General features: G+C 72.6%; 18 protein-coding genes and 1 pseudogene. 10 read left to right on the top strand and 9 right to left on the bottom strand.

Features of this window, described 5'->3' with window-relative positions; translation table 11 throughout:
* Window positions 1-130: 130 nt before the first annotated feature.
* The 5 genes from AB0P17_RS02145 to AB0P17_RS02125 form a co-directional block, all read right to left on the bottom strand.
* The gene (locus AB0P17_RS02145; protein WP_365806744.1) at window positions 131-931 is read right to left on the bottom strand and encodes an adenosylcobinamide-GDP ribazoletransferase; all 801 of its coding nucleotides are present in this window, start codon (window positions 929-931) and stop codon (window positions 131-133) included.
* A gap of 94 nt (window positions 932-1,025) precedes the next feature.
* The gene (locus tag AB0P17_RS02140; protein ID WP_365806743.1) at window positions 1,026-1,727 is read right to left on the bottom strand and encodes a hypothetical protein; all 702 of its coding nucleotides are present in this window, start codon (window positions 1,725-1,727) and stop codon (window positions 1,026-1,028) included.
* Window positions 1,724-3,553 carry a phosphatidylglycerol lysyltransferase domain-containing protein gene (locus AB0P17_RS02135; RefSeq protein WP_365806741.1) on the bottom strand — a complete coding sequence of 610 codons (1,830 nt, stop codon included), beginning with the start codon at window positions 3,551-3,553 and terminating at the stop codon, window positions 1,724-1,726. The genes AB0P17_RS02140 and AB0P17_RS02135 overlap by 4 nt, the downstream gene beginning before the upstream one ends.
* Before the next feature lie 82 nt (window positions 3,554-3,635).
* Window positions 3,636-4,748: a nicotinate-nucleotide--dimethylbenzimidazole phosphoribosyltransferase gene (cobT, locus tag AB0P17_RS02130; RefSeq protein ID WP_365806739.1), complete on the bottom strand. Its 1,113-nt coding sequence runs from the start codon at window positions 4,746-4,748 to the stop codon at window positions 3,636-3,638.
* Between the two features lie 42 nt (window positions 4,749-4,790).
* Window positions 4,791-6,008, bottom strand: a complete 1,218-nt coding sequence (locus AB0P17_RS02125) for a bifunctional adenosylcobinamide kinase/adenosylcobinamide-phosphate guanylyltransferase (protein WP_365806738.1) — start codon at window positions 6,006-6,008, stop codon at window positions 4,791-4,793.
* A 94-nt stretch (window positions 6,009-6,102) separates the two neighbouring features.
* Between AB0P17_RS02125 and AB0P17_RS02120 the strand changes: the two genes are divergently transcribed.
* Window positions 6,103-6,312, top strand: coding sequence for a hypothetical protein (locus tag AB0P17_RS02120; RefSeq protein WP_365806736.1), 210 nt, complete (start codon window positions 6,103-6,105; stop codon window positions 6,310-6,312).
* Between the two features lie 114 nt (window positions 6,313-6,426).
* Here the strand turns inward: AB0P17_RS02120 and AB0P17_RS02115 are convergent, their stop codons facing one another.
* The 4 genes from AB0P17_RS02115 to AB0P17_RS02100 all read right to left on the bottom strand — a co-directional run bounded on the left by AB0P17_RS02115 (window position 6,427) and on the right by AB0P17_RS02100 (window position 11,160).
* Entirely contained in the window at window positions 6,427-7,533 is a 1,107-nt protein-coding gene (locus AB0P17_RS02115; protein ID WP_365806734.1) for a trypsin-like peptidase domain-containing protein, read from the bottom strand.
* A gap of 145 nt (window positions 7,534-7,678) precedes the next feature.
* Window positions 7,679-9,463, bottom strand: coding sequence for an ABC transporter ATP-binding protein (locus tag AB0P17_RS02110; RefSeq protein ID WP_365806933.1), 1,785 nt, complete (start codon window positions 9,461-9,463; stop codon window positions 7,679-7,681).
* A 309-nt stretch (window positions 9,464-9,772) separates the two neighbouring features.
* On the bottom strand, window positions 9,773-10,483 hold the full coding sequence (locus AB0P17_RS02105) for a methyltransferase domain-containing protein (RefSeq protein WP_365806932.1): 711 nt from the start codon (window positions 10,481-10,483) through the stop codon (window positions 9,773-9,775).
* Between the two features lie 83 nt (window positions 10,484-10,566).
* Window positions 10,567-11,160, bottom strand: a complete 594-nt coding sequence (locus AB0P17_RS02100; protein ID WP_365806733.1) for a DUF3043 domain-containing protein — start codon at window positions 11,158-11,160, stop codon at window positions 10,567-10,569.
* Between the two features lie 283 nt (window positions 11,161-11,443).
* On the opposite strand from AB0P17_RS02100, the gene AB0P17_RS02095 reads away from it, so the two are divergent.
* From AB0P17_RS02095 to AB0P17_RS02055, 9 genes and pseudogenes are all read left to right on the top strand, one after another.
* Window positions 11,444-12,220, top strand: a complete 777-nt coding sequence (locus tag AB0P17_RS02095; protein WP_365806731.1) for a PspA/IM30 family protein — start codon at window positions 11,444-11,446, stop codon at window positions 12,218-12,220.
* 9 nt (window positions 12,221-12,229) lie between these two features.
* Entirely contained in the window at window positions 12,230-12,514 is a 285-nt protein-coding gene (locus AB0P17_RS02090) for a hypothetical protein (protein ID WP_365806730.1), read from the top strand.
* Window positions 12,515-12,616: 102 nt separating this feature from the next.
* Window positions 12,617-12,865, top strand: coding sequence for an SCO4226 family nickel-binding protein (locus tag AB0P17_RS02085; RefSeq protein WP_365806728.1), 249 nt, complete (start codon window positions 12,617-12,619; stop codon window positions 12,863-12,865).
* Between the two features lie 57 nt (window positions 12,866-12,922).
* Window positions 12,923-14,230 (top strand): histidine kinase, encoded by a 1,308-nt coding sequence (locus AB0P17_RS02080; RefSeq protein ID WP_365806726.1) that lies wholly within the window; start codon window positions 12,923-12,925, stop codon window positions 14,228-14,230.
* Window positions 14,227-14,913: a response regulator transcription factor gene (locus AB0P17_RS02075; protein WP_365806724.1), complete on the top strand. Its 687-nt coding sequence runs from the start codon at window positions 14,227-14,229 to the stop codon at window positions 14,911-14,913. The genes AB0P17_RS02080 and AB0P17_RS02075 overlap by 4 nt, the downstream gene beginning before the upstream one ends.
* 217 nt (window positions 14,914-15,130) lie before the next feature.
* Window positions 15,131-18,310, top strand: coding sequence for an efflux RND transporter permease subunit (locus AB0P17_RS02070; protein ID WP_365806722.1), 3,180 nt, complete (start codon window positions 15,131-15,133; stop codon window positions 18,308-18,310).
* A gap of 162 nt (window positions 18,311-18,472) precedes the next feature.
* Window positions 18,473-18,967: pseudogene (locus AB0P17_RS02065) on the top strand (alpha/beta hydrolase); the annotation flags it as partial.
* A gap of 172 nt (window positions 18,968-19,139) precedes the next feature.
* Complete coding sequence (locus tag AB0P17_RS02060; protein WP_365806720.1) at window positions 19,140-19,865, top strand: GntR family transcriptional regulator; 726 nt, start codon at window positions 19,140-19,142, stop codon at window positions 19,863-19,865.
* Between the two features lie 179 nt (window positions 19,866-20,044).
* Window positions 20,045-21,460 (top strand): cation:dicarboxylase symporter family transporter, encoded by a 1,416-nt coding sequence (locus tag AB0P17_RS02055; RefSeq protein ID WP_365806719.1) that lies wholly within the window; start codon window positions 20,045-20,047, stop codon window positions 21,458-21,460.

The raw sequence follows: 21,460 nt of genomic DNA, 5'->3' as shown, positions 1-21,460 counted from the left end.
CGGTTCACTCGTCTGTGGGGGTGTTCCGCACGTTTCGGGATACCCGCCGGACCGGCTCCGTACGACGCCCGCCGGACCGGCTCCCTACGACGGTCGCGCGCCGTACGTCCCTCGGTCGCGCGGTACGGGATCAGCCGAGCGTCAGCGCGACGAGTGTTGCCGTCGCGGCGGTCTCCGCGAGCGCGCCGAACACATCGCCGGTGACCCCGCCGAAGCGCCGTACGCAGTGCGCCAGCAGCAGCGCCGCCGCACCGAGCCCGGCCACCACCGCCAGCGCGTGGTGTACGGCGCCGGCCACCCCGAAGAGCCCGCCCGCCGCCGCGGCCACGCCCGTGACCAGGAGCGCGGCGCACCACGCGGCCCGCGTCGGCACCGTGCCGGCCACCGCGGCGCCCAGCCCCTCGGGCCGGGCCGGCGGGACGCCCGTACGGCAGCCGAGGGTGAGCGCGAGCCGGGCGGTGAGCCCGGCCAGCACGGCCGCCACCGCGCCCCGGGCCAGGCTCTGGCCGTACAGCTCCGCGACCGCCGCCACCTGCGCGAGCAGCACCAGCAGCAGGGTGATCACCCCGAACGGGCCGATGTCCGACCGCTTCATGATCCGCAGCGCGTCCTCGGCGGGCTTGGCGCTGCCCAGGCCGTCCGCGGTGTCCGCGAGACCGTCGAGGTGCAGCCCCCGGGTGAGGACGGCGGGCGCGGCGACGGCCGCCACCCCGGCCAGCAGGGGCGAGGCGCCCGCGAGCAGCAACAGCGCCGAGGCCGCCGCCGCGCACCCGCCCACGGTGAGCCCGGCGGCCGGGGCGCTCAGCATCCCGGCGCGCGCGGCCGGGCGGTCCCAGCGCGCCACGCGGACGGGGAACACGGTGAGGGTGCCGAACGCGAAGCGCAGGCCGTCGGCGAGCGAGGCGCGGCCGTTCGCGTCGGTGGAGGTCATCGCGGGAAGGGTAGCCGGGCGCCGGCGGCGGCCCCGGGGCAGGGCGGGCGCCGGCCCGGAGCGGCTGCCCCGCTGACGACGCGTCGGGCGGCCGTCACCCCGCCCGGGGCCGGAGCCCGCCGCGCCGTCTCCACTCCAGTACGGCGAGCAGCGCCAGCACCGCCGACGCCGCCGCCAGATGCTCCCGGCCCGCCAGATTGTCCTTGAGGGCGCACTCCCCGACCAGCGCCACGAGCAGCACCCCCGCCGTCCACCGCGCCCGGTAGCACCAGCACACCACCAGCGCGAGCCCCACCACCGCCGCCGAAGGACCCGTGTCGACGATCCTCGCGTCCGACGCGGGCAGCCCCAGGAACGCCCCCGGCCCCAGCGCGACACCGACCCGCGCGTACAGCGTCCCGGCCAGCGTCGCCACGTACGCGATCACCAGCGTCCGCCACCGGCCCAGACAGATTTCCGCGACCCCGAACACCAGCAGGATCTGCGCCAGCGCGCCCCACACCGGCAGGTCGAGCGCCGGTACGAACAGCGACAGCGGCGTACGGAGCAGGGCCGCCCCGAGCGGATCCTCGGCCCGGACCGCGCCGAGGTCCATCACCGGCCGGTACCCCCACGGCTGGTTCTGCGCGATCTGCGCCAGCGTCGTCAGCCCCACCGCCGTCAGCGTCATCGGGACCGCCCGCGCCCGCCGCTTCGACAGCGTGGTCCCCACCGTGGTCAGCAGCGGCCCCCACTCCCGCCGGGCGAACCGGCGCAGCCGCGTACGGAGCGCCGCCCCCCTCGCCCCCACCGTCACCGGCGGCTCTCCAGCCGCCGGCGATGCAGCCACCCCGGCAGCCCCGGCGCTTCCAGAAAGCCCTCGGCGCGCCCCGCCGCGAGCCCGATCCGCAGCAGGTCGGCGCTCTTCTCGAAGAGCATGAAACGCGGCTCCCAGACCGGCCGGTACTTGGCGTTGGCGCGGTACAGCGACTCGATCTGCCACCACCGGGAGAAGAAACTGAGCAGCGAACGCCACAGCCGCAGCACCGGCCCGGCGCCCAGCTTCGCGCCCCGCTCGAAGACCGACCGGAACATGGCGAAGTTGAGCGAGACCCGCGTGATCCCGATCTCGCCGGAACGCTGGAGGAGTTCGATCACCATGAACTCCATCAGGCCGTTCCCACTCTCCCGGTCACGGCGCATCAGGTCGAGCGAGAGCCCGTTCGGCCCCCACGGCACGAAGCTCAGCACCGCCCGCAACTCGCCGTCCCCGTCCAGGCATTCGAGCATCACGCAGCGCCCGTCGTCCGGATCCCCGAGCCGGCCCAGCGCCATCGAGAAACCCCGTTCCGTGGCGCCGTCGCGCCAGTCGTCCGCGCGCCGCAGCAGCCCGGCCATCTCCTCGGCGGGGATGTCCTCATGACGCCGGATCCGGACCCGGTAACCGGCCCGGGCGACCCGGTTGTACGCCTGGCGCACCGTCCGCATCGACCGCCCCCGGAGCGCGGACGGCTGCCCCGGCGGACGCCCCGCCACCGCCCACCCGGCGGTCTCCACCAGCGCCTCGTCGCCCAGCTCCAGCGCGTCCATGCCATGCCGGGCGTAGATCGTTCCGGCCTCCTCGCTCGCCCCCATCACCGCCGGGATCCACCCGTGGACCCGCGCCTGCGCCAGCCACGGCGTGATCGCCCCCGGCCACGCCTCCGGATCGCCGATCGGATCCCCGGACGCCAGCGACACCCCGCCCACCACGCGGTAGGCGACGGCCGCCTTGCCCGTCGGGGACCACATGACGCTCTTCTCGCGGCGCAGCGCGAAATACCCCAGCGAATCCCGCTCGCCGTGCCGGGCGAGCAGCACCCGCAGCCGCGCCTCGTCGTCCACCGTCAGCGGATCCACCGCGCGCCGCGCCCGGAACGCCGCGTACACCACCGCCAGCAGCAGCAGCGTCGAGAGCACGTTGACGACCACGTCGACCCAGCCCGGGGTGGCGATCCCCGGGAACCGCGTCTCGTCCGCCGCCAGCGAGACCAGCCGCATCGTGCCGTACCGCCACCGCTCGGTGAACGACGAGCCGCCGCCCGCCGTGTTCGTGACGGTGACCAGCGCCGCCGCCACCAGCGAGGTCACCAGCAGCCCGCCCACCGCCACCACCGCGGCCAGCCGCGGATTGGCCCGGTCGCCCTTCGCGTAGAACGCCCGCCGCCCCAGCAGCAGCGCCGCGACGAACGACGCCGTCAGCCCCAGCGAGACCCAGTTCTGCAGGTGCTGCCGCAGCTCGGGAAAGGTCATCGCGAACGAGAACAGCAGCAGGAAGGGCCCCGAGATGACCAGATTGAGGATCCACGCGGCGCGCTTGCGGCGGCGCATCGTGATCGCCAGGAACAGCGTGAAGAGCCCGGACGCGAACCCCGCCGTCAGGAGATAGGGCGTGAAGTAGTCGTCCACGTTGTGCCGCCGCAGATCCTGGCCCAGCGAGACCCAGACGGCGCTCAGGAAGTTGATGAAGGTGACGGTCCGCAGGTACCAGACGGCGTACGCCGCGGCGCGCCGGGAAAGGACCGTGCCCCGGCCCTTACTGTCCCCCTGACCCGGGGCGCTCTGCCGGGTCGACCGTTCGGCAAGCACGTGCACTTCTCCCATGAAACGCGATCATATGGGGCATCGCGCCGCATGCCGGGTGATGCGGCGGCCCGTCCCGGCCGCCGCATCCGATGCCCCGCTCCTACGTGGTCACCACGTCGGAACCGGTCACGCCCCCGGCTTCCCCGGCCTCCTCCGTGGCCTCGGGCTCCGGCCGCTCCGGCAGCTCCGCCGCGAGCGCGGCCGCCGCCTGCACGAGCGGAAGCGCCAGCAGCGCCCCGGAACCCTCGCCCACAGTGACGCCCTGGTCGAGCAGCGGGTTGAGCGCCATCCTGTCCAGCGCCTTCGCCTGCGCGGGCTCCCCGCTCAACTGCCCCGCCAGCCACCAGTCCGGGGCCCGGAACGCCGCCCGCTGCCCCACCAGCGCACACGCCGCCGACACCACACCGTCCAGGATCACCGGCATCCGGCGCACCGCCGACTGCAGCAGGAACCCCGTCATCGCCGCCAGGTCCGCGCCGCCCACCGTGGCCAGCAGCTCCACCTGATCCCCGAGCACCGGCCGGGCCCGGCGCAGCGCGTCGCGTACCGCCGCGCACTTGCGCATCCACGCCAGATCGTCGATGCCCGCGCCGCCGCGCCCCGTCACCACCGACGCGTCCGTGCCGCACAGCGCCGCGATCAGAGTGGCCGCGACCGTCGTACCGCCCACGCTGAGATCCCCGAGGACCACCAGATCCGTCCCCGAATCCGCCTCCTCGTCCGCGATCGCCATCCCGAGCCGTACGGCACGCTCCGCCTCGTCCCGGGTCAGCGCGTCCTCGACATCGATCCGCCCGCTGCCGCGCCGCACCCGGTGGCGCACGACCTCCTCGGGCAGCAGCGCCGGATCGCAGTCGAGACCGGCGTCCACCACCCGTACGGACACCCCGGCCCGGCGGGCCAGCACGGCGACGGGGCTCGCTCCGTCCAGCACCGAGCGCACCAGCGCGTGCGCACTGCCCGCGGGCCGGCCCGACACATCGAGCCCGGCGACTCCGTGATCCCCGGCGAACAGCACCACACGCGGCTGCTCCACCGCCCTCACCGGCACGGACCCCTGCGCCGCCGAGAGCCACTCACCCAACTCGTCGAGGCGCCCGAGCGCCCCCGGTGCCACGACCAGCCGCTCCCTGCGTTCCTCGGCGTCGCGCCGGGTACCGCTGTCGGGGCGCTCGATCAGATCGGAGAAGTCATCGAGATTAAGCGAACTCATCCGGCGACAGTACCGGGCCGCGCCGCGCCCCACGACGGGGTGTCACCGCAGGGCGAGGGCCTGGCCCGCCACCACCAGGAGCACCTGCTCGCACTCGTCCGCGACGGCCGCGTTCAGCCGGCCCAGTTCGTCGCGGAAGCGGCGCCCCGAGCGGGTGGCCGGGACCACCCCCGCGCCCACCTCGTTGGTCACCGCCACCACCGTGCGCCGCGTCGCCCGCACCGCCGCGACCAGTTCCCCGGTCCGCTCGCGCAGCGCCTTCTCGCCGCCCGAGGACCAGGCCGCGTCGTCCCACGCGTTCACCCGGTCCATCGCGTCCGTCAGCCACAGAGACAGGCAGTCGATCAGCAGCGGCGGGCCCTCCTCCGCCAGCAGCGGGACCAGGTCGCAGGTCTCGGCCGTACGCCAGGAGCCGGGGCGGCGCTCGCGGTGGGTACGGACCCGCTCCTCCCACTCAGCGTCGCCCTCGCGGCCGCCGCCCGTCGCCACGTACAGCACCCCGGGGAACGCCGCCAGCCGCCGCTCCGCCTCCCAGGACTTGCCCGAGCGCGCCCCGCCCGTCACCAGTGTGCGGCGCGGCACCTCGGGGACGGGGTGGTACGCGCCCACCGTCAGCGTCGTCCCGTCGGGGACGGCCCGCGCGCCCGCCGCCGCCAGCCGCCGCACCAGCTCGGGCCCCGGCGGTACGTCGTGGTCGAGATGGACGGCGACGACATCCGTGGCGGGGCCGATCGCGCCCGCCGCGCGCAGCCGCGCCACCGCGTCCGGGCGACCGATCACATCGGCGGCGACCATGTCGTACGGGGCGGCCGCGGCCCGCGTACGGCCGTTCCCGGGGGCCACCCCGGCCGGCGCCCCGCCCGGCGGAAGAAGCAGCAGCCGCTCGCCGCCGGGGCCCGTCACCTCGTACCCGGTGCCCGGCGCGTCCATCGCCACCGCCCGCACCCGGTGGCCGCTGAGCAGCGTCAGCACCCGGCCGTCCGCGACCCGCCCGGCCGACGGCAGCCCGGCGGGCAGCTCCACCGCGGGGCCGTCGTGCGGATGGGTGAGCAGGACCTGCCGTACCCCCGCCAGGGAGTGCCCGGCGCGGGCCGCGGCGAGCGCGGCGCCCGGGGTCAGGTCCAGCAGCAGCACACCGTCCACGAGGAGGGCCGTGGCGGCGCGGGCCCACGGGCCGCGCGCGGTGGCGCACGCCGCGCAGGGGCAGTGGGGGCGGGGGAGCCCGGTGGGGGCACCGGTGCCGAGCAGAGTCAGTTCCACAGGGATGATCCTCCCGCGTCACCGCGTACGGTGCGCGCCCGGCTACGCTGCGGGCAGGTAGATCGATCAGTTCCGCGGGAGCCGGGAGGCGCACATGGCGTGGATGTGGCGGTTCGAGAAGGCCGACGGGACGGAGGTCCCGCCGGCGGTTGAGCCGGAGGAGTTCACGACGCAGGGCGACGCCGAGTCATGGGTCGGCGAGGTCTGGAGAGAACTCCTGGACGGCGGCGCCGACCAGGTGTCGCTCTTCGAGGACGGCACCAAGGTATACGGCCCGATGAGCCTCCAGGCGGACGCGGGCTGAGCCACGCGTCCATGAGTCCGCCCGTCGGCGCGGAGGCGGGGCCGTACATCCGGGGGAGCCCCCTGTGGACACGGGGCCGTGCGTCCGGGGAGCTCCCGGGTGTACGGCCCCGCGTCACATCTCGCCCAGCGTGGCCTCCACCGTCCTCGTCGCGCCGCCCCGGGTGAAGGTCACCTTCACCCGCTGCCCCGGCTTGTCCGACGCGAGGATCTCGGAGAGCGAGGCGATCGTCGTCACCCGTGTCCGGTCGACCGCGGTGATGATGTCCCCGGCCCTGATCCCCGCCTCCGCCGCCGCGCCGCCCTGGCGCGCCGTGACGACCGCGACGCCCACCGGCTGGAATTCCGGACCGACCACCGTACGCCCGGTGATGCCCAGCGCCGCCCGGCCCGAGTCGACGACCCGGCCGTGCTCGATGATCTGGTCGGCCACCGTCCGCACCATCGACACGGGGATCGCGAAGCCGATCCCGGGCGCGGCGCCGTTGCCCAGCTGCGGATCGGTCGCGGCCAGCGTGGGGATGCCGATCACCTCGCTGTCCAGATTGACCAGCGCGCCCCCGCTGTTGCCCGGATTGATCGCCGCCGAGGTCTGCACCATGTTGGCGATGGTGGCCCCCGTACCGCCGCCCGCCCCGCCCTCGCTGACGGTCCGGCCGACCGCCGAGACGATGCCCTCGGTGACACTGCTCGACAGCCCGAGGGGCGAGCCCATGGCGAGCACGATCTGACCGACCGCCACCTTCGGCGCCTCGCCGAACGTCACGGGCTTCAGTCCGCGCGGGACCGTGTCGAGCTTGATGACGGCGAGATCCTGTTCGGGGAAGCTGGAGATCAGCCTGGCGGGCAGCGGCTGCTCGCTGTTGGCGACGGTCACCGCCAATGTCCGCGCGCCGCCGATCACATGGGCGTTGGTGACGATGTGGCCCTGCCCGTCGTAGATGACGCCCGAGCCCAGACTGTTCCCGGCCTCGATCTGCACGACCGACGGCAGGACGTTCCTGATCACCGTCTCGTAGGCGCCCTGGAGACCGGTCCCTGAGCCGGGCGTGGCCTGCGCGGGCCGGGCGGGGTGCGCGGCCCGCTCGGCGCCGACCGGCGCGGCGGTGCCGGGTGTGGAGCAGCCGCCGGCCAGGGCGACCACGCAGAGCGCGGCGGTCAGGGACAGCGGCACCCGGTGTGCGTGGCGGCGAGGGCGGCGGGAGGGGAGGGAAGCATCCATGCCGGGATTATCCCGTTTGCCCCCTGGGGCGGCTCGCGTTGCGCCGCCGATCAGGGTCCCGGCTCAGGGGCTCGGCTCAGGGTCCCGCCGGAGGTCCCGCCGCCCGGGCGGCGGCGGTCAAGCGGCGGCGGTCAGGCGGCGGGGGTCAGCGCCCCGCCGCCAGGAACTGCGTCGCCGCCAGCTCCCCGTACAGCGGATCGTTCGCCACCAGCTCCTCGTGTGTGCCCACCGCGCGGACCAGGCCCGCGTCCATCACCACGATCCGGTCCGCGAGCGTCACCGTCGACAGCCGGTGCGCCACCACCAGCACCGTCACCTCGCGCGCCGCCTCCGCCACCACGTCGCGCAGCGCCAGCTCGTTGACCGCGTCGAGCTGCGACGTCGCCTCGTCCAGGAGCAGCAGCCGCGGCCGGCGCAGCAGCGCCCGCGCGATCGCCACGCGCTGCCGCTCGCCGCCGGACAGCTTCGAGCCGCGGTGGCCGACCAGCGTCTCCAGACCGTCCGGCAGCCGGTCGACGAGCCCGTCCAGCCTGGCCCGTACGAGAACCTCCCGGATCTCCTCCTCGGTGGCGTCCGGCGCGGCGAAGACCAGGTTCTCGCGGAGCGTGCCGGCCAGCACGGGCGCGTCCTGCTCGACATAGCCGATGGCGGCGCGCAGCTCGGGCAGCGGCCACTCCCGTACGTCCCGGCCGTCCACCAGCACCCGGCCGCCGGTCGCCTCGTAGAACCGCTCCACCAGCCCGAAGACGGTGGTCTTGCCCGCGCCGGACGGGCCGACGAAGGCGGTCATCCCGGGGCCCGGAACCTCGAAGGAGACACCGTGGTGGATGTACGGCAGCTCCTCGCGGTACCGGAAGGTGACGTCCTCGAAGACCACCGAGGCGGGCCCGGCGGCCACCGTCGGGCCCTCCCCGGTCCGGGGGCCGGGGATCCGCGACTTCGGCCCTTCCGTCTCCAGCTGCTCCGTCTCCAGCTGCTCCGTCTCCAGCTGTTCCGCTTCCACGAGCCGCGCCACCGCCGCCGACCCCACCTGGTACTGCGTCACCGCGCCCACCAGCTTCGACACCGGGTCGATCAGATAGAAGAGGAAGAGCAGGAACGCCACCAGCGTCGACACGGAGATCGCCCCCGAGGCCACCCGCGCCCCGCCGATCCCCAGCACCGCCAGGAACGACACCTGCACGGCGAGCCCGACCGAGGACCCGGCCACCGACTGCCACTTCGCCGCCCGGACCCCGTGCAGCCACGCCTCCCGGGCGGCCGCCTCCACCACGGCGGTCTCCCGCTCCTCCGCGCCCGACGCCTTGACCGTACGGAACGCCCCGAAGGCCCGCTCCAGCACCGCCGAGATATGGCCGACGGCCTCCTGGGAGCGCTTCGCCGCCCGCGAGATCCGGGGCATCACCAGCGCCACCGCGCCGCCGATCACCACGATCACCCCGAGGGTGACCCCGAGCAGCACCGGGTCCAGCCAGCCCATCAGCGCGATCGTCGCGAGGAACGCCAGCCCGCCGGTGGCGGCCGAGACGATCGACTGCGTCGTCACCGCGCGCAGCAGCGTCGTGTCCGAGGTGATCCGGGACATCAGATCGCCCGGCTGGGTCCGCTCCACCTCGGGCAGCCGCAGCCGCAGCAGCCGCCCGATCAGGGTGCGGCGGGCGGCCAGCACGACGGACTCGGCGGTCCGCTCCAGAAGGTACGAGCCGACCGCCTCGACCGCGGTGCCGAACAGCACCAGGGCCGTGAGGAGCAGCAGGACGCCGGTGATCGAGGAGTCCCCGCCGAGCCGGTCCACCAGCTCCCGGGCGGCGAGCGGCTGCGCCAGCCCGCTCGCCGCGCCGATCAGCGCGAGGAGGCCGCCGAGGGCGACGGTTCCGCGGTACGGCCGGAAGTGCCGGTAGAGAGCGCTCCAGGTCTCCCGGGCGGGCAGCGGCGGCGTCCGGGGCGCGCCGCTCGTCGTGGTCTTCGCCCCGGGGGCCTTGTCCGGGCCGGCGTTCTCCGCCGGGTCCTTGTCCAGGCCGGCTCTCTCCGCGGGGGCCCGCTCCGAGCGGGCCTTCTCCGCGTCGTCATGTTCCGCGCCGGTCTTCCCCGCGCTGTTCACTGTGGTCACTCCGGTAAGGACGCGGTGGCGGCCCGACCACCTGAGCGGAGCATGCCTCCGTTCACCGGACGCGCGTCCGGGACCCGGACCCGGGACCCGGACGCGCGACCCGGGCCCGGTGCGCCGCCCGGCCCCCGTTCAGCCGCGTACCCCGCACAGGTGCAGCAGCGCCGCCACCCCGCGGTACGGGTCGGTGCGCCCCGCCCGGTCCTCCGCGGCCAGCAGCCGCTCCAGGTCGGCACCGGAGGGCGGCAGCGCGTCGTCGGCGGCCCCGTCCGTGAAGACCCGCACGCCGTACCAGACGTGCAGCGGGGCGGCGATCCCCGCCAGCGTCGCCGTCAGCGCCGCCAGCCGGTCCGCCCGTACCCGCAGGCCCAGCCGGTTCGTGTACGTGTCCGCGTCGAAGGCGTCGAGCGCCCCCGCCCAGTCCCCGGCCACGCCGGGCCGCAGGGCCAGGCCGTCCCCGTTCCGTACCAGCAGCGACAGCAGGCCGCCCGGCGCCAGCATCCTGGCCAGCCCCGCGAGCAGCGCGTCCGGCTCGTTCACGTACATCAGCACGCCGTGGCAGAGGACGAGGTCGAAGCTGCCGGGCAGGAAGTGCACCCCGGTCTCCAGGCCGTCGCCCTCGATCAGCCTGACCCGCTCACGTATCCCCTCCGGCTCCGTGGCCAGCGCCTCGCGCGCCGTGGCCAGCATCCCGGCGTCCGACTCCAGCCCCGTCACGGTGTGCCCACCGCGCGCCAGCCGCAGGGCCTGTGTGCCCTGGCCCATGCCGACATCGAGCACCCGCAGCCGCTGACCGACCGGGAAACGTCCGGCTATCTGCTCGTCGAGCTGGCGCGCGACCATCTCCTGACGGACCACGTTCCGCAGCCCACCGAGCCCCGCGAGCCAGCTCGCCGAGCCGCCGGCGAAGCCGGAGACCTCAGCGCTCAGGGCCGCTCTCCGCGCTTGACCTGCGGCTTGGGCAGCCGCAGCCGGCGCATCTGGAGCGTACGCATCAGGCCGTAGGCCACGGCGCCGCGCTTGGGGGTGTCGGGGAAGCGCTCGGCGAGCTGCTTCTTCAGACGCAGCCAGATGCCGATCGAGTCGACGACGATCATCACGATCACACCGAGCCACAGCAGCAGCGCGATGTTCTGGAGCGAGCCGACCCGGACCATGCTCAGCACGAGGATCACCACCGCGAGCGGCAGGAAGAACTCGGCGACGCAGAAGCGCGAGTCGACGTAGTCGCGGACGAAGCGGCGCACGGGCCCCTTGTCACGGACGGGCAGATAGCGCTCGTCACCGTTGGCCAGTGCCTCGCGCTGCCGGGCCAGATCCACGCGGCGCGCCTCGCGCTGCTGCTTCATGGCCGACTTGCGGTCGGTCGGCGGGGTGACGGCACGCCGACGCTGCGACTGTGCCTCACTGCGCTTGGGGGTCGGGCGGCCCTTGGGGGCCTGCGGGTCGCGGGGCGTGGAGAGGTCCGCCGTCACCTTGGTGGCGGTGGCCTTCTCTTCCTTCGAGCGGCTTCGGAACACAAAGCCCAAGGGTACGGGGTGTCGCGGTTGGACCCCACCCCGCCGGGGAACGATCCCGCAACGGCGTGCGTCTGTACTGGGACAGACGGGACTTTGTGCCGCTTCCCCTGATGGTCATCTACTCCTTGCGCCTGATGGTGGGGCGGAGCAGTCGTCCTTGGGGAGGAGCGCATCCGTGCTGGAACAGTGCGGTAATAGAGGCAGGGCCCGTACTGTGGGTTCTGTTGGAGTGCTGGAGCTGTAGTCCGTCAGAAGGGGGCGCGCGAAGCCCATGAGCGGTGTCATGAAGCGTATGGGGATGATCTTCCGCGCGAAAGCCAACAAGGCCCTTGACCGGGCCGAGGATCCGCGCGAGACCCTTGACTACTCGTATCAGAAGCAGCTCGAACTGCTGCAGAAGGTGCGTCGCGGCGTCGCCGACGTGGCGACGTCCCGCAAGCGCCTGGAACTGCAGCTCAACCAGTTGCAGGGCCAGTCGAGCAAGCTGGAGGACCAGGGGCGCAAGGCGCTGGCGCTCGGCCGGGAGGACCTGGCGCGCGAGGCGCTGTCCCGCCGTGCCTCGCTCCAGCAGCAGGTCAGCGACCTGGAGACGCAGCACCAGACCCTCCAGGGCGAGGAGGAGAAGCTGACACTTGCCGCGCAGCGCCTCCAGGCCAAGGTCGACGCCTTCCGTACGAAGAAGGAGACGATCAAGGCCACCTACACCGCCGCCCAGGCGCAGACCCGGATCGGCGAGGCGTTCTCCGGCATCTCCGAGGAGATGGGCGACGTCGGCATGGCGATCCAGCGCGCCGAGGACAAGACCGCCCAGCTCCAGGCGCGCGCGGGCGCCATCGACGAGCTGCTGGCCTCCGGTGCCCTGGACGACCACTCCGGGCTCGCGAAGGACGACATCGCGACGGAGCTGGACCGCATCTCCGGCGGTTCGGACGTGGAGCTGGAGCTGCAGCGCATGAAGGCCGAGCTGGCCGGCGGCTCGACCCAGAAGCAGGCGATCGAGGGCGGCGCGGCCGACGCCCAGGACGCCACCCCGAGCCAGCACAAATTCGACAAGCAGTAGGGATTCGTCATGATCGTACGGATCATGGGGGAGGGCCAGGTGAAGCTGGCGGACAGCCACTTCACCGAGCTCGACAAGCTGGACGACGAACTGCTGGCCGAGGTCAGGAGCAGCGACGAGGACGGCTTCCGCCGCACCTTCCACGCGCTCCTGGCCAAGGTGCGCGAACTGGGCGAGCCGCTCCCCGTCGACGCCCTGGAACCGTCCGAACTGATCCTGCCGTCCCCGGACGCCACGCTGGAGGAGGTCCGGGCCCTCCTGAACGACGACGGCCTGATTCCCGCCTCTTCCTAGGGCTCGCGTTGTCCCGGCGGCCGTGCTGCGGCGGGGCGCTCCCCGGCGCACCATGGAAGGCGGGGGGCGAGGGGGGCCCAGTCAGTTGGAGGTACGAGTCCGATGGCCACGTTCATGGACATCCACCACGGCATGCGCGACATCACCAATGACCAGCTCCGGGAAGCCCACAACGCCGACCGCGCGATCGAGGGCCAGGAGAACGTCACCTTCCAGCACGCCTGGGCCGATCCGGCCTCCGGCGATGTCTTCTGCCTCTCCGAGGCGCCCTCGGCCGAGGCCGTGCAGCGCGTCCACGAGCGCGCCGGGCACCGGGCGGACGAGATCCACCCCATACCGTTCTCCGTCTGAGACCGCCGCGCCCCGGGCGGCGCCGGGTGCGCTGAGCGCACCGTACCGTTGGGAGGCGTGACCTCCCTCGGAAGCGCGTTCGGGCGCACACGGCGCTGGGCCCGCGCCCATCCCCTCGCCGCCGACGGCGTGCTCGCCGCGGGCGCCCTCGTCTGCATGGTCGTCGGTTCGTTCGCCGAACCGCACCGCGGCCCCGGCCCCCCCTCCTTCGGGACCCGCACCCCCACCACGCTCGGCCTCCTGCTCGTGGTGCTCGGCGCCGCGGCGCTGGTCTTCCGGCGCCGCGCGCCCATGCAGGTCCTGTTGTGCGCCGGGGCGCTGACGCTGGTCGGGCTGCTCACGACGGAGCAGCCCGCGCCCGTCTTCGTCTCCGCCGTCCTGGCGCTCTACACCGTCGCCGCCCGCACCGACCGCCCCACCACCTGGCGCGCCGGGTTCGCCACCATCAGCGTGCTCGCGGCGGTGGCGATGGGACTCGGCCCCGGGCCCTGGTACTCGCAGGAGAACTTCGGGATCCTCGCCTGGACGGGGCTGGCGGGCGCCGCGGGGGACGCCGTACGCAGCCGCCGCGCCTCCGTCGACGCCATCCGGGAACGCGCCGAGCGCGCCGAGCGCACCCGCGAGGAGGAGGCGCGCCGCCGGGTCGCCGAGGAGCGGCTGCGGATCGCCCGCGACCTGCACGACGTCGTCGCCCACCACATCGCCCTGGTCAACGTGCAGGCGGGGGTCGCCTCCCACGTCATGGACAAACGGCCCGACCAGGCCAAGGAAGCCCTCGCCCACGTACGGGCGGCCAGCCGCTCCGCGCTCGACGAACTACGCACCACCGTCGGCCTGCTCCGGCAGTCCGGCGACCCGGCCGCCCCCACCGAGCCGGCTCCCGGCCTCGCCCAGCTCGACCGGCTGCTCGACACGTTCCGGAACGCGGGCCTGCCCGTGGAGTTCGCGACGAACAGCACGGCGTACCCCGGGGACGAGCTGCCCGCCGCCGTCGATCTCGCCGCGTACCGGATCATCCAGGAGGCGCTGACCAATGTGCGCAAGCACGCGGGCGGGGGAGCGAAGGCCGAGGTCAGCGTCGTACGGGTGGGCCCCACCGTGGAGATCACCGTCCTGGACGACGGCGCAGGCGACAGCGGCGAAGGCGGCGCGCCGGGCACCGGGCCCGGCGCCGACGCGGGCACCGGCGCCGACCTGCACACCGGTGTCGACGCCTACACCGGCACCGGCGGCCACGGCCTCATCGGCATGCGCGAGCGCGTCACCGCCCTCGGCGGCACCCTCAGCGTGGGCCCCCGCTACGGCGGCGGCTTCCGCACCCAGGCGATACTGCCGGTGACGAACCGGACCGGGGAGAACGCGTGACGATCAGAGTGCTGCTCGCCGACGACCAGGCGCTGCTGCGCAGCGCGTTCCGCGTACTGGTCGACTCCGAGCCCGACATGGAGGTCGTCGGCGAGGCCGCGGACGGCGCGCAGGCCGTCGACCTCGCCCGCGCCACCCGCGCCGACGTGGTCCTGATGGACATCCGGATGCCCGGCACGGACGGCTTCGCCGCCACCCGTACGATCAGCGCCGACCCGGAGCTCGCCGGGGTGCACATCGTCATGCTGACCACCTTCGAGGTCGACGAGTACGTGGTGCAGTCGCTGCGCGCCGGGGCCTCCGGCTTCCTCGGCAAGGGCGCCGAGCCCGAGGAACTCCTCAACGCCATCCGGATCGCCGCCGCGGGCGACGCGTTGCTGTCGCCCGCCGCCACGAAGGGGCTGATCGCCACCTTCCTCGCACAGGGCGACGGACAGCCCGAGGCGCGGGACCCGGCCCGGCACCACGAGCGGCTCGCGGCCCTCACGGTGCGCGAGCGCGAGGTGCTCGTCCTCGTCGCGGGCGGCCACTCCAACGACGAGATCGCGGAACGTCTTCAGGTCAGTCCGCTCACTGTCAAGACCCATGTGAATCGCGCGATGGCGAAACTTGGTGCCCGGGACAGGGCGCAACTCGTGGTAATCGCGTACGAATCGGGCCTCGTACGTCCAAGGGTGGAGTAGGAAACCGCGTTCGACTACTCCAGGCGCGGTATGCGGCGCATAAGGAAAAGAGACCTGGGGGCGACGGATTCGGCTCCCGAATGGTTGATCGTATGGGGAGAGGTCGTTGCCGTTCTCCGCCGGCCGCGTCGTGGCTTTCGGCGGAGGTGCCATGCCGTGCCTCCACGGCCGGGCCGTACCGCCCGCCTGCCGCGTACACCACAAGAAGAGAGACCCCATGTCCTGGCTGGCAAAATTCAGCCTCGCGCAAAGGGCCCTGATAGGGCTGATGTCTATCATCGCGCTGCTCTTCGGAGCGATCGCGATACCGCAGCTCAAGCAGCAACTGCTGCCCTCCATCGAACTTCCGATGGTCTCGGTGCTCGCCCCCTACCAGGGCGCCTCCCCCGATGTGGTCGAGAAGCAGGTCGTCGAACCGCTCGAGAACTCCATCAAGACCGTCGACGGCATCGAGACCGTCACCTCCACCGCCAGCGAGGGCAACGCCGTCATCATGGCGAGCTTCGACTTCGGTGACAGCGGTACGAAGCAGCTCGTCGCCGACGTCCAGCAGGCCGTGAACCGCGCCAGGGCGCAGCTCCCGGCCACCGTGGACCCGCAGGTCATCGCCGGCTCGACGGACGACATCCCGACCGTCGTCCTCGCCGTCACCTCGGACAAGGACCAGCAGGCCCTCGCCGACCAGCTCGACCGCTCGGTGGTTCCCGCGCTCCAGGGCATCGACGGCGTCGGCCAGGTCACCATCGACGGCGTCCGGGACCTCCAGGTCTCCGTCACGCCCGACGACAAGAAGCTCGCCGAGGCCGGCCTCAACGCCATGTCGCTCTCCGAGGCCCTCAAGGCGGGCGGCGCGGCCTTCCCCGCGGGCTCCTTCACCGAGGACGGCAAGAGCCGCACGGTGCAGGTCGGCGGCGGCTACACCTCCCTCAAGCAGATCGAGGACCTGCGGATCGCGCCCGCGGCCGGCGGGGGAGCCGGTGGCGGGGCGCCGTCCGGCGCCGTACGTCTCGGCGACATCGCCACCGTCGAGCAGACCGAGTCCGCCGCGACCTCCCTGACCCGTACCAACGGCAAGCCCAGCCTCGCCGTCGCCGTCACGATGGACAAGGACGGCAGCGCCGTCGCCATCTCGGACGCGGTCAAGGAGCAGCTGCCCGACCTGCGCAAGGACCTCGGCTCCGGCGCCGACCTCACCGTCGTCACCGACCAGGGCCCCGCGGTCTCCAAGTCCATCTCGGGCCTGACCACCGAGGGCGCGCTCGGCCTGCTCTTCGCGGTCCTCGTGATCCTGGTCTTCCTGGCCTCGCTGCGCTCCACCATCGTCACCGCGGTCTCCATCCCGCTCTCCATCGTCCTCGCGCTGATCGTGCTGTGGACGCGTGACCTGTCGCTCAACATGCTCACCCTCGGCGCGCTGACCATCGCGATCGGCCGCGTCGTCGACGACTCGATCGTCGTCCTGGAGAACATCAAGCGCCACCTCGGCTACGGCGAGGAGCGCGAGAAGGCGATCCTCACCGCGGTCCGCGAGGTCGCGGGCGCCGTCACCGCCTCCACCCTCACCACCGTCGCGGTCTTCCTGCCGATCGGTCTCGTGGGCGGCATGGTCGGCGAGCTGTTCGGCTCGTTCTCGCTCACCGTGACGGCGGCCCTGATCGGCTCGCTGATCGTCTCGCTCACCGTGGTCCCGGTGCTCTCGTACTGGTTCCTCAGGCCGCCGAAGGAGATCGTCGGGGTCGACCCCGACGAGGCACGCCGCGTGGCCGAGGAGAAGGAGACCAACAGCAGGCTCCAGAAGCTGTACGTCCCGGTCCTCCGGTTCGCCACCCGGCGCCGGATCGCGAGCCTGGCCATCGCGGTCGTCGTGCTCCTCGCCACGTTCGGCATGGCACCGCTGCTCAAGACCAACTTCTTCGACCAGGGTGAGCAGGAGATCCTCACCGTCAAGCAGGAGCTGGAGCCCGGCACCAGCCTGGAGTCGGCGGACGCCGCGGCGAAGAAGGTCGAGAAGCTCCTCGCCGACACGGACGAGATCAAGGAATACCAGGTCACCGTCGGCTCGTCCGGCTTCATGGCGGCCTTCGGCGGCGGTACGGGCGCCAACCAGGCGTCGTACCAGGTGACCCTGAAGGACGCGGCGCAGGCCGAGCGGACCACGGAGCACCTGGAGAAGGAGCTCGCCAAGCTCGACGGCATCGGCAGCACCACGATCGGCGCGGGCGACGGCTTCGGCAACCAGAACCTGAGCGTCGTGGTCAAGGCCTCCGAGGCGGACACCCTCAACAAGGCGGCGGAGCAGGTACGGGACGCGGTCGCCGGCCTCGACAACGTCACCGACGTCGAGAGCGACCTGGCGCAGAGCATCCCCCGTATCTCCGTCAAGGCCAACTCCAAGGCCGCCGACGCCGGTTTCAACGACACCACGCTCGGCATGGCGGTCGGCCAGGCCGTCCGCGGCACCCCGGCCGGCACGGCGATGCTGGACGACAGCGAGCGCGATGTCGTCGTCACCTCCGACAAGCCCGCCACGACCATCGCCGAGCTGAAGAACCTGCCGCTCGGCCCGGTGAAGCTCGGTCAGATCGCGACCGTCGAACTGGTCCCGGGGCCGGTCTCGATGACCCGCATCGACGGCGCGCGCGCCGCGACCATCACCGCCAGGCCGGTCGGCGACAACACGGGCGCGGTCAGCACCGAGCTCCAGTCGAAGATCGACTCCCTGAAGCTGCCCGAGGGCGCCACCGTCTCCATCGGCGGTGTCTCGGCGGACCAGTCGGACGCCTTCGTCCAGCTCGGCCTGGCCATGCTCGCGGCCATCGCGATCGTGTTCATGCTCCTGGTCGCGACCTTCCGCTCGCTGGTCCAGCCGCTGATCCTGCTGGTCTCCGTGCCGTTCGCGGCGACCGGCGCGATCGGGCTGCTGGTGGTGACCGGTACGCCGCTGGGTATCCCGGCGATGATCGGCATGCTGATGCTGATCGGCATCGTGGTGACCAACGCGATCGTCCTGATCGACCTGATCAACCAGTACCGAGCCCAGGGGCTGGGCGTTGTCGAGGCGGTCGTCGAGGGTGGCCGCCACCGGCTCCGCCCGATCCTGATGACGGCGCTGGCCACGATCTTCGCGCTGGTCCCGATGGCTCTCGGCGTCACGGGTGAGGGCGGCTTCATCGGCCAGCCGCTCGCCGTGGTGGTGATCGGCGGCCTGCTGTCGTCGACGCTGCTGACGCTGCTGCTGGTGCCGACGCTCTACGCGATGGTGGAGCTCCGCAAGGAGCGCCGCGCGAAGAAGAAGGCGGCGAAGAGGTCCACGGACGAGAACCCGCCCGCGCGGACCGGGACGGACCCGGACGCGGGCTCGGGCTCGGAACCGACGCCGGAGCCGGCGAACGCCTGACATTCCGTCCGGTGTGAAGTGCCCCGGAGCGGCCGCGCGAAGCGGCCCGCTCCGGGGCACTGTGCTGAGCGGACCAGGTCTCCGGCGCCGGGTGCATCCCCTACAACTCGGGGACCACGTAAGCCGGGCGCGCTGGACCGGTACGTGCGGCAGAAGCCGCAGTCGAGCTTCTGGGCCGTGGTGTGCGGCGACAACTCGGCCGCGTGGTCCCGCGATCCGGAGAGCTACCGGCGGGACGCCATCGAGGACAAGGGCCGTTACCCGCTCTTCGGCGACTTCGCCTCCAGCATCAAGCCCTGTGCGTTCTGGGACGGGTCCGAGGAACCGGCGATCGACGTGAACAACAAGGTCCCCTCCCTGGTCGTCCAGAACGAGTGGGACTCGCAGACCCCGCTGCCCAGCGGCCAGGCGCTGCACGCCGACCTGAAGGGCTCGAAGATGGTCACCGTCCTCGGCGGCGAGGGCCACGGGGTCTATCCGAACGGCAACGCGTGCACGGACGACACCGTCACCGGGTACCTGCTCACCGGCAAGCTCCCGGCGAAGGACGTGACCTGCCGGGCGACGGCCGACTCGAACGAGGAGGCGCGGAAGAACCAGAAGCGGGACGAACTCCCCGGCTCTCCGCTCCCGGAGCGTGCCCCGGACCGCTTCTGACCCGACCCGTGGAAACCCGACTGACCTGACCTGTGGAAACCCGACTGACCTGACCCCGTGGAAGACAGGGCGGGACCTCCTGGCGAGGTCCCGCTCTCTCGTGCGCCGACCCTGCCGGGGCGGGCACTAGACTCCGACCCTGTTGTCCTGTTGATCTCCCTGGGGGCCAGTCGTGGGTGAGCCACGGTATGCGGTCATCGCGAGCGACCTCATGTCCAGGCTCGCGGACGGACAGTGGGCCGTCGGCTCCCTGCTCCCCACCGAACCCGAACTTGCCGCCTCGTACAAGGTGTCGCGGGAGACCCTGCGCCGGGCCCTGCGGCAACTGGAGGTCGGCGGGCTCATCTCGCGCCATCCGGGGACGGGTACCCGGGTGGAACGGACTCTGCCGGTCGCGGCGTTCACCACCCACCTCGGCAGTCTCCAGGAACTCACCCAGTACGGCACCTCGGCCGTCAGGACCATCCTGTCCGTCGACCACGTGGTGGTGGACGAAGCACTCGCCGCGGTGACCGGACTGGCCCCGGAGACCCGCAGCGTCCGCATCACGTCCGTACGCCGCGACCCGGACCACGCCGATCAGGTGGTCTCCTGGGCCAGGGTCTATCTGGAGCCGTCCGACGCACACGCCATCGCCGGGCCCCTCGAAGACAGCCCGCGGCTGATCTCGGACCTGGTCGAGACGCACGCGGGGCGAGCGGTGGACCGCGTGGTGCAGCGGGTACGGGCGGTCGGTGTCCCGGCGGAGGCGGCCGGCCGTCTCGGGGTCGCGACGGGCAGCCCGGGGCTGGAGTTCGTACGCCGCTACTACGACGCCCGGGGACGGCTCTTCGAGGTCAGCGTCAGCATCCACGCCCAGGGCACCTTCGTCTACGAGACGACGCTCCAGCGCAGTTGAGCCCCGGGACAGGGGCAGGGCCAGGGGCCTGTGCTCCCGTGCTCGGGTACTCCGGGTAATCCGGTACTTCTGCGCGCCGGCCCATTCCTCCGCGACTTCCGACGCGACCCCTTGACAGCGATATTTCCATGAGGTTCCTTGTCTAGACACAACTCATGTCTAGACAAGGATGTGCCCGCATGAGGTCCCAGGAGCAACTGCTGTCCGCGGATCCGCCACCCCCGCGCAAGAACCGCCGGTACCGGGGGATCGGGGCCCAGATCGCCGTCGCCATGGCACTCGGCGTCGCGGTCGGCTTTCTCTTCCCCGGCTTCGCCGTCGACCTGAAGATCGTCGGAGATCTCTTCCTCGCGCTGGTCAAGGCGGGCGTGGCGCCGCTGGTCTTCTTCACCGTGGTCATGGGCATCGCCTCCGCGGGCGACCTCAGGAAGGCGAGCCGCATCGGCTTCCTGGCCCTCGTGTACTTCGAGGTCGTCTCGACACTCGCCCTCGTCATCGGCCTTGTGGCCGCGAACCTCCTGGGCGTCGGCAAGGGGCTCGGTTCCCTCTCCGTGGACACGGGCGCCGCCCCTCCGGCCGGGGAGGGTGAGCACGGCTTCACCGCCTTCCTGAAGGGCATCGTCCCCGACAACTTCGTCGGAGCGTTCTCCTCCGGGCAGTTGCTCCAGGTCGTGGTCCTGGCGGTGCTCTTCGGCATCGGACTGCTCGCCCTCGCCCCCCACCTCCAGACCCAGGTCAACAAGGGGCTGGAGGTGATCTCCGAGACGTTCTTCGCCTTCGTCAACGTCGTCATGAAGCTCGCGCCGATCGGGGCGTTCGGCGCCATCGCCTACTCCGTGGGCGCGAACGGCAGCGGCATGCTCCTCGCCCTGGCCGAACTCGTCCTGGAGTACTGGGCGGTCGTGGCCCTCTTCATCGGCGGCGTCCTCGGCCTGGTCTGCCTGCTGGCGGGGTTCAACATCTGGCGCATCCTCCAGTACGTCCGCGTCGAGATGACCCTGGTCCTCGGCACCGCCTCCTCCGAGGCGGCGCTGCCCGGCCTGCTCAAGAAGCTCACCCGGATCGGCTGCTCCAAGCAGACCGTCGGACTGGTTGTGCCGACCGGCTACGCCTTCAACCTCGACGGCACCTCCCTGTACATGGCCATCTGCACCATGTTCGTCGCCAACGCCTACGGCATCGACATGAGCATCCCCCAGCAGCTCGGACTCCTGCTCATCATGCTGCTCACCTCGAAGGGGGCGGCCACGGTCTCCGGCGGCACGTTCGTCGTCTTCGCCTCGACCGTCGCGGCGACCGGCTACCTGCCGGTGGAGGGCGTAGCCGTCCTCTTCGGCGTCTACCGGCTGATGTCCATGGCCACCGCCTTCTGCAACACCTTCGGCAACGTCGTCGCGACCTTCGCCATCGCCAAGTGGTCCAAGGAGATGGACGTAGACAAGGTCAACCGGGCGCTCGCCGACCCGAAGGCGTTCCTCGCCCTGCCGGAGACCGACGACACCTCAACGGAACCCGGTGCCACCCCCATGGAACCCGGTGCCACCCCCTCCGAACCCGGTACCACCGCCCCCGAACCCGCCATCGCGCAGAAGTGA

Origin of the sequence: Streptomyces sp. NPDC088124, assembly GCF_040685895.1 — a bacterium.
Classification (GTDB): Bacteria; Actinomycetota; Actinomycetes; order Streptomycetales; family Streptomycetaceae; genus Streptomyces.
This window is presented reverse-complemented; position numbering and strand designations above follow the sequence as displayed.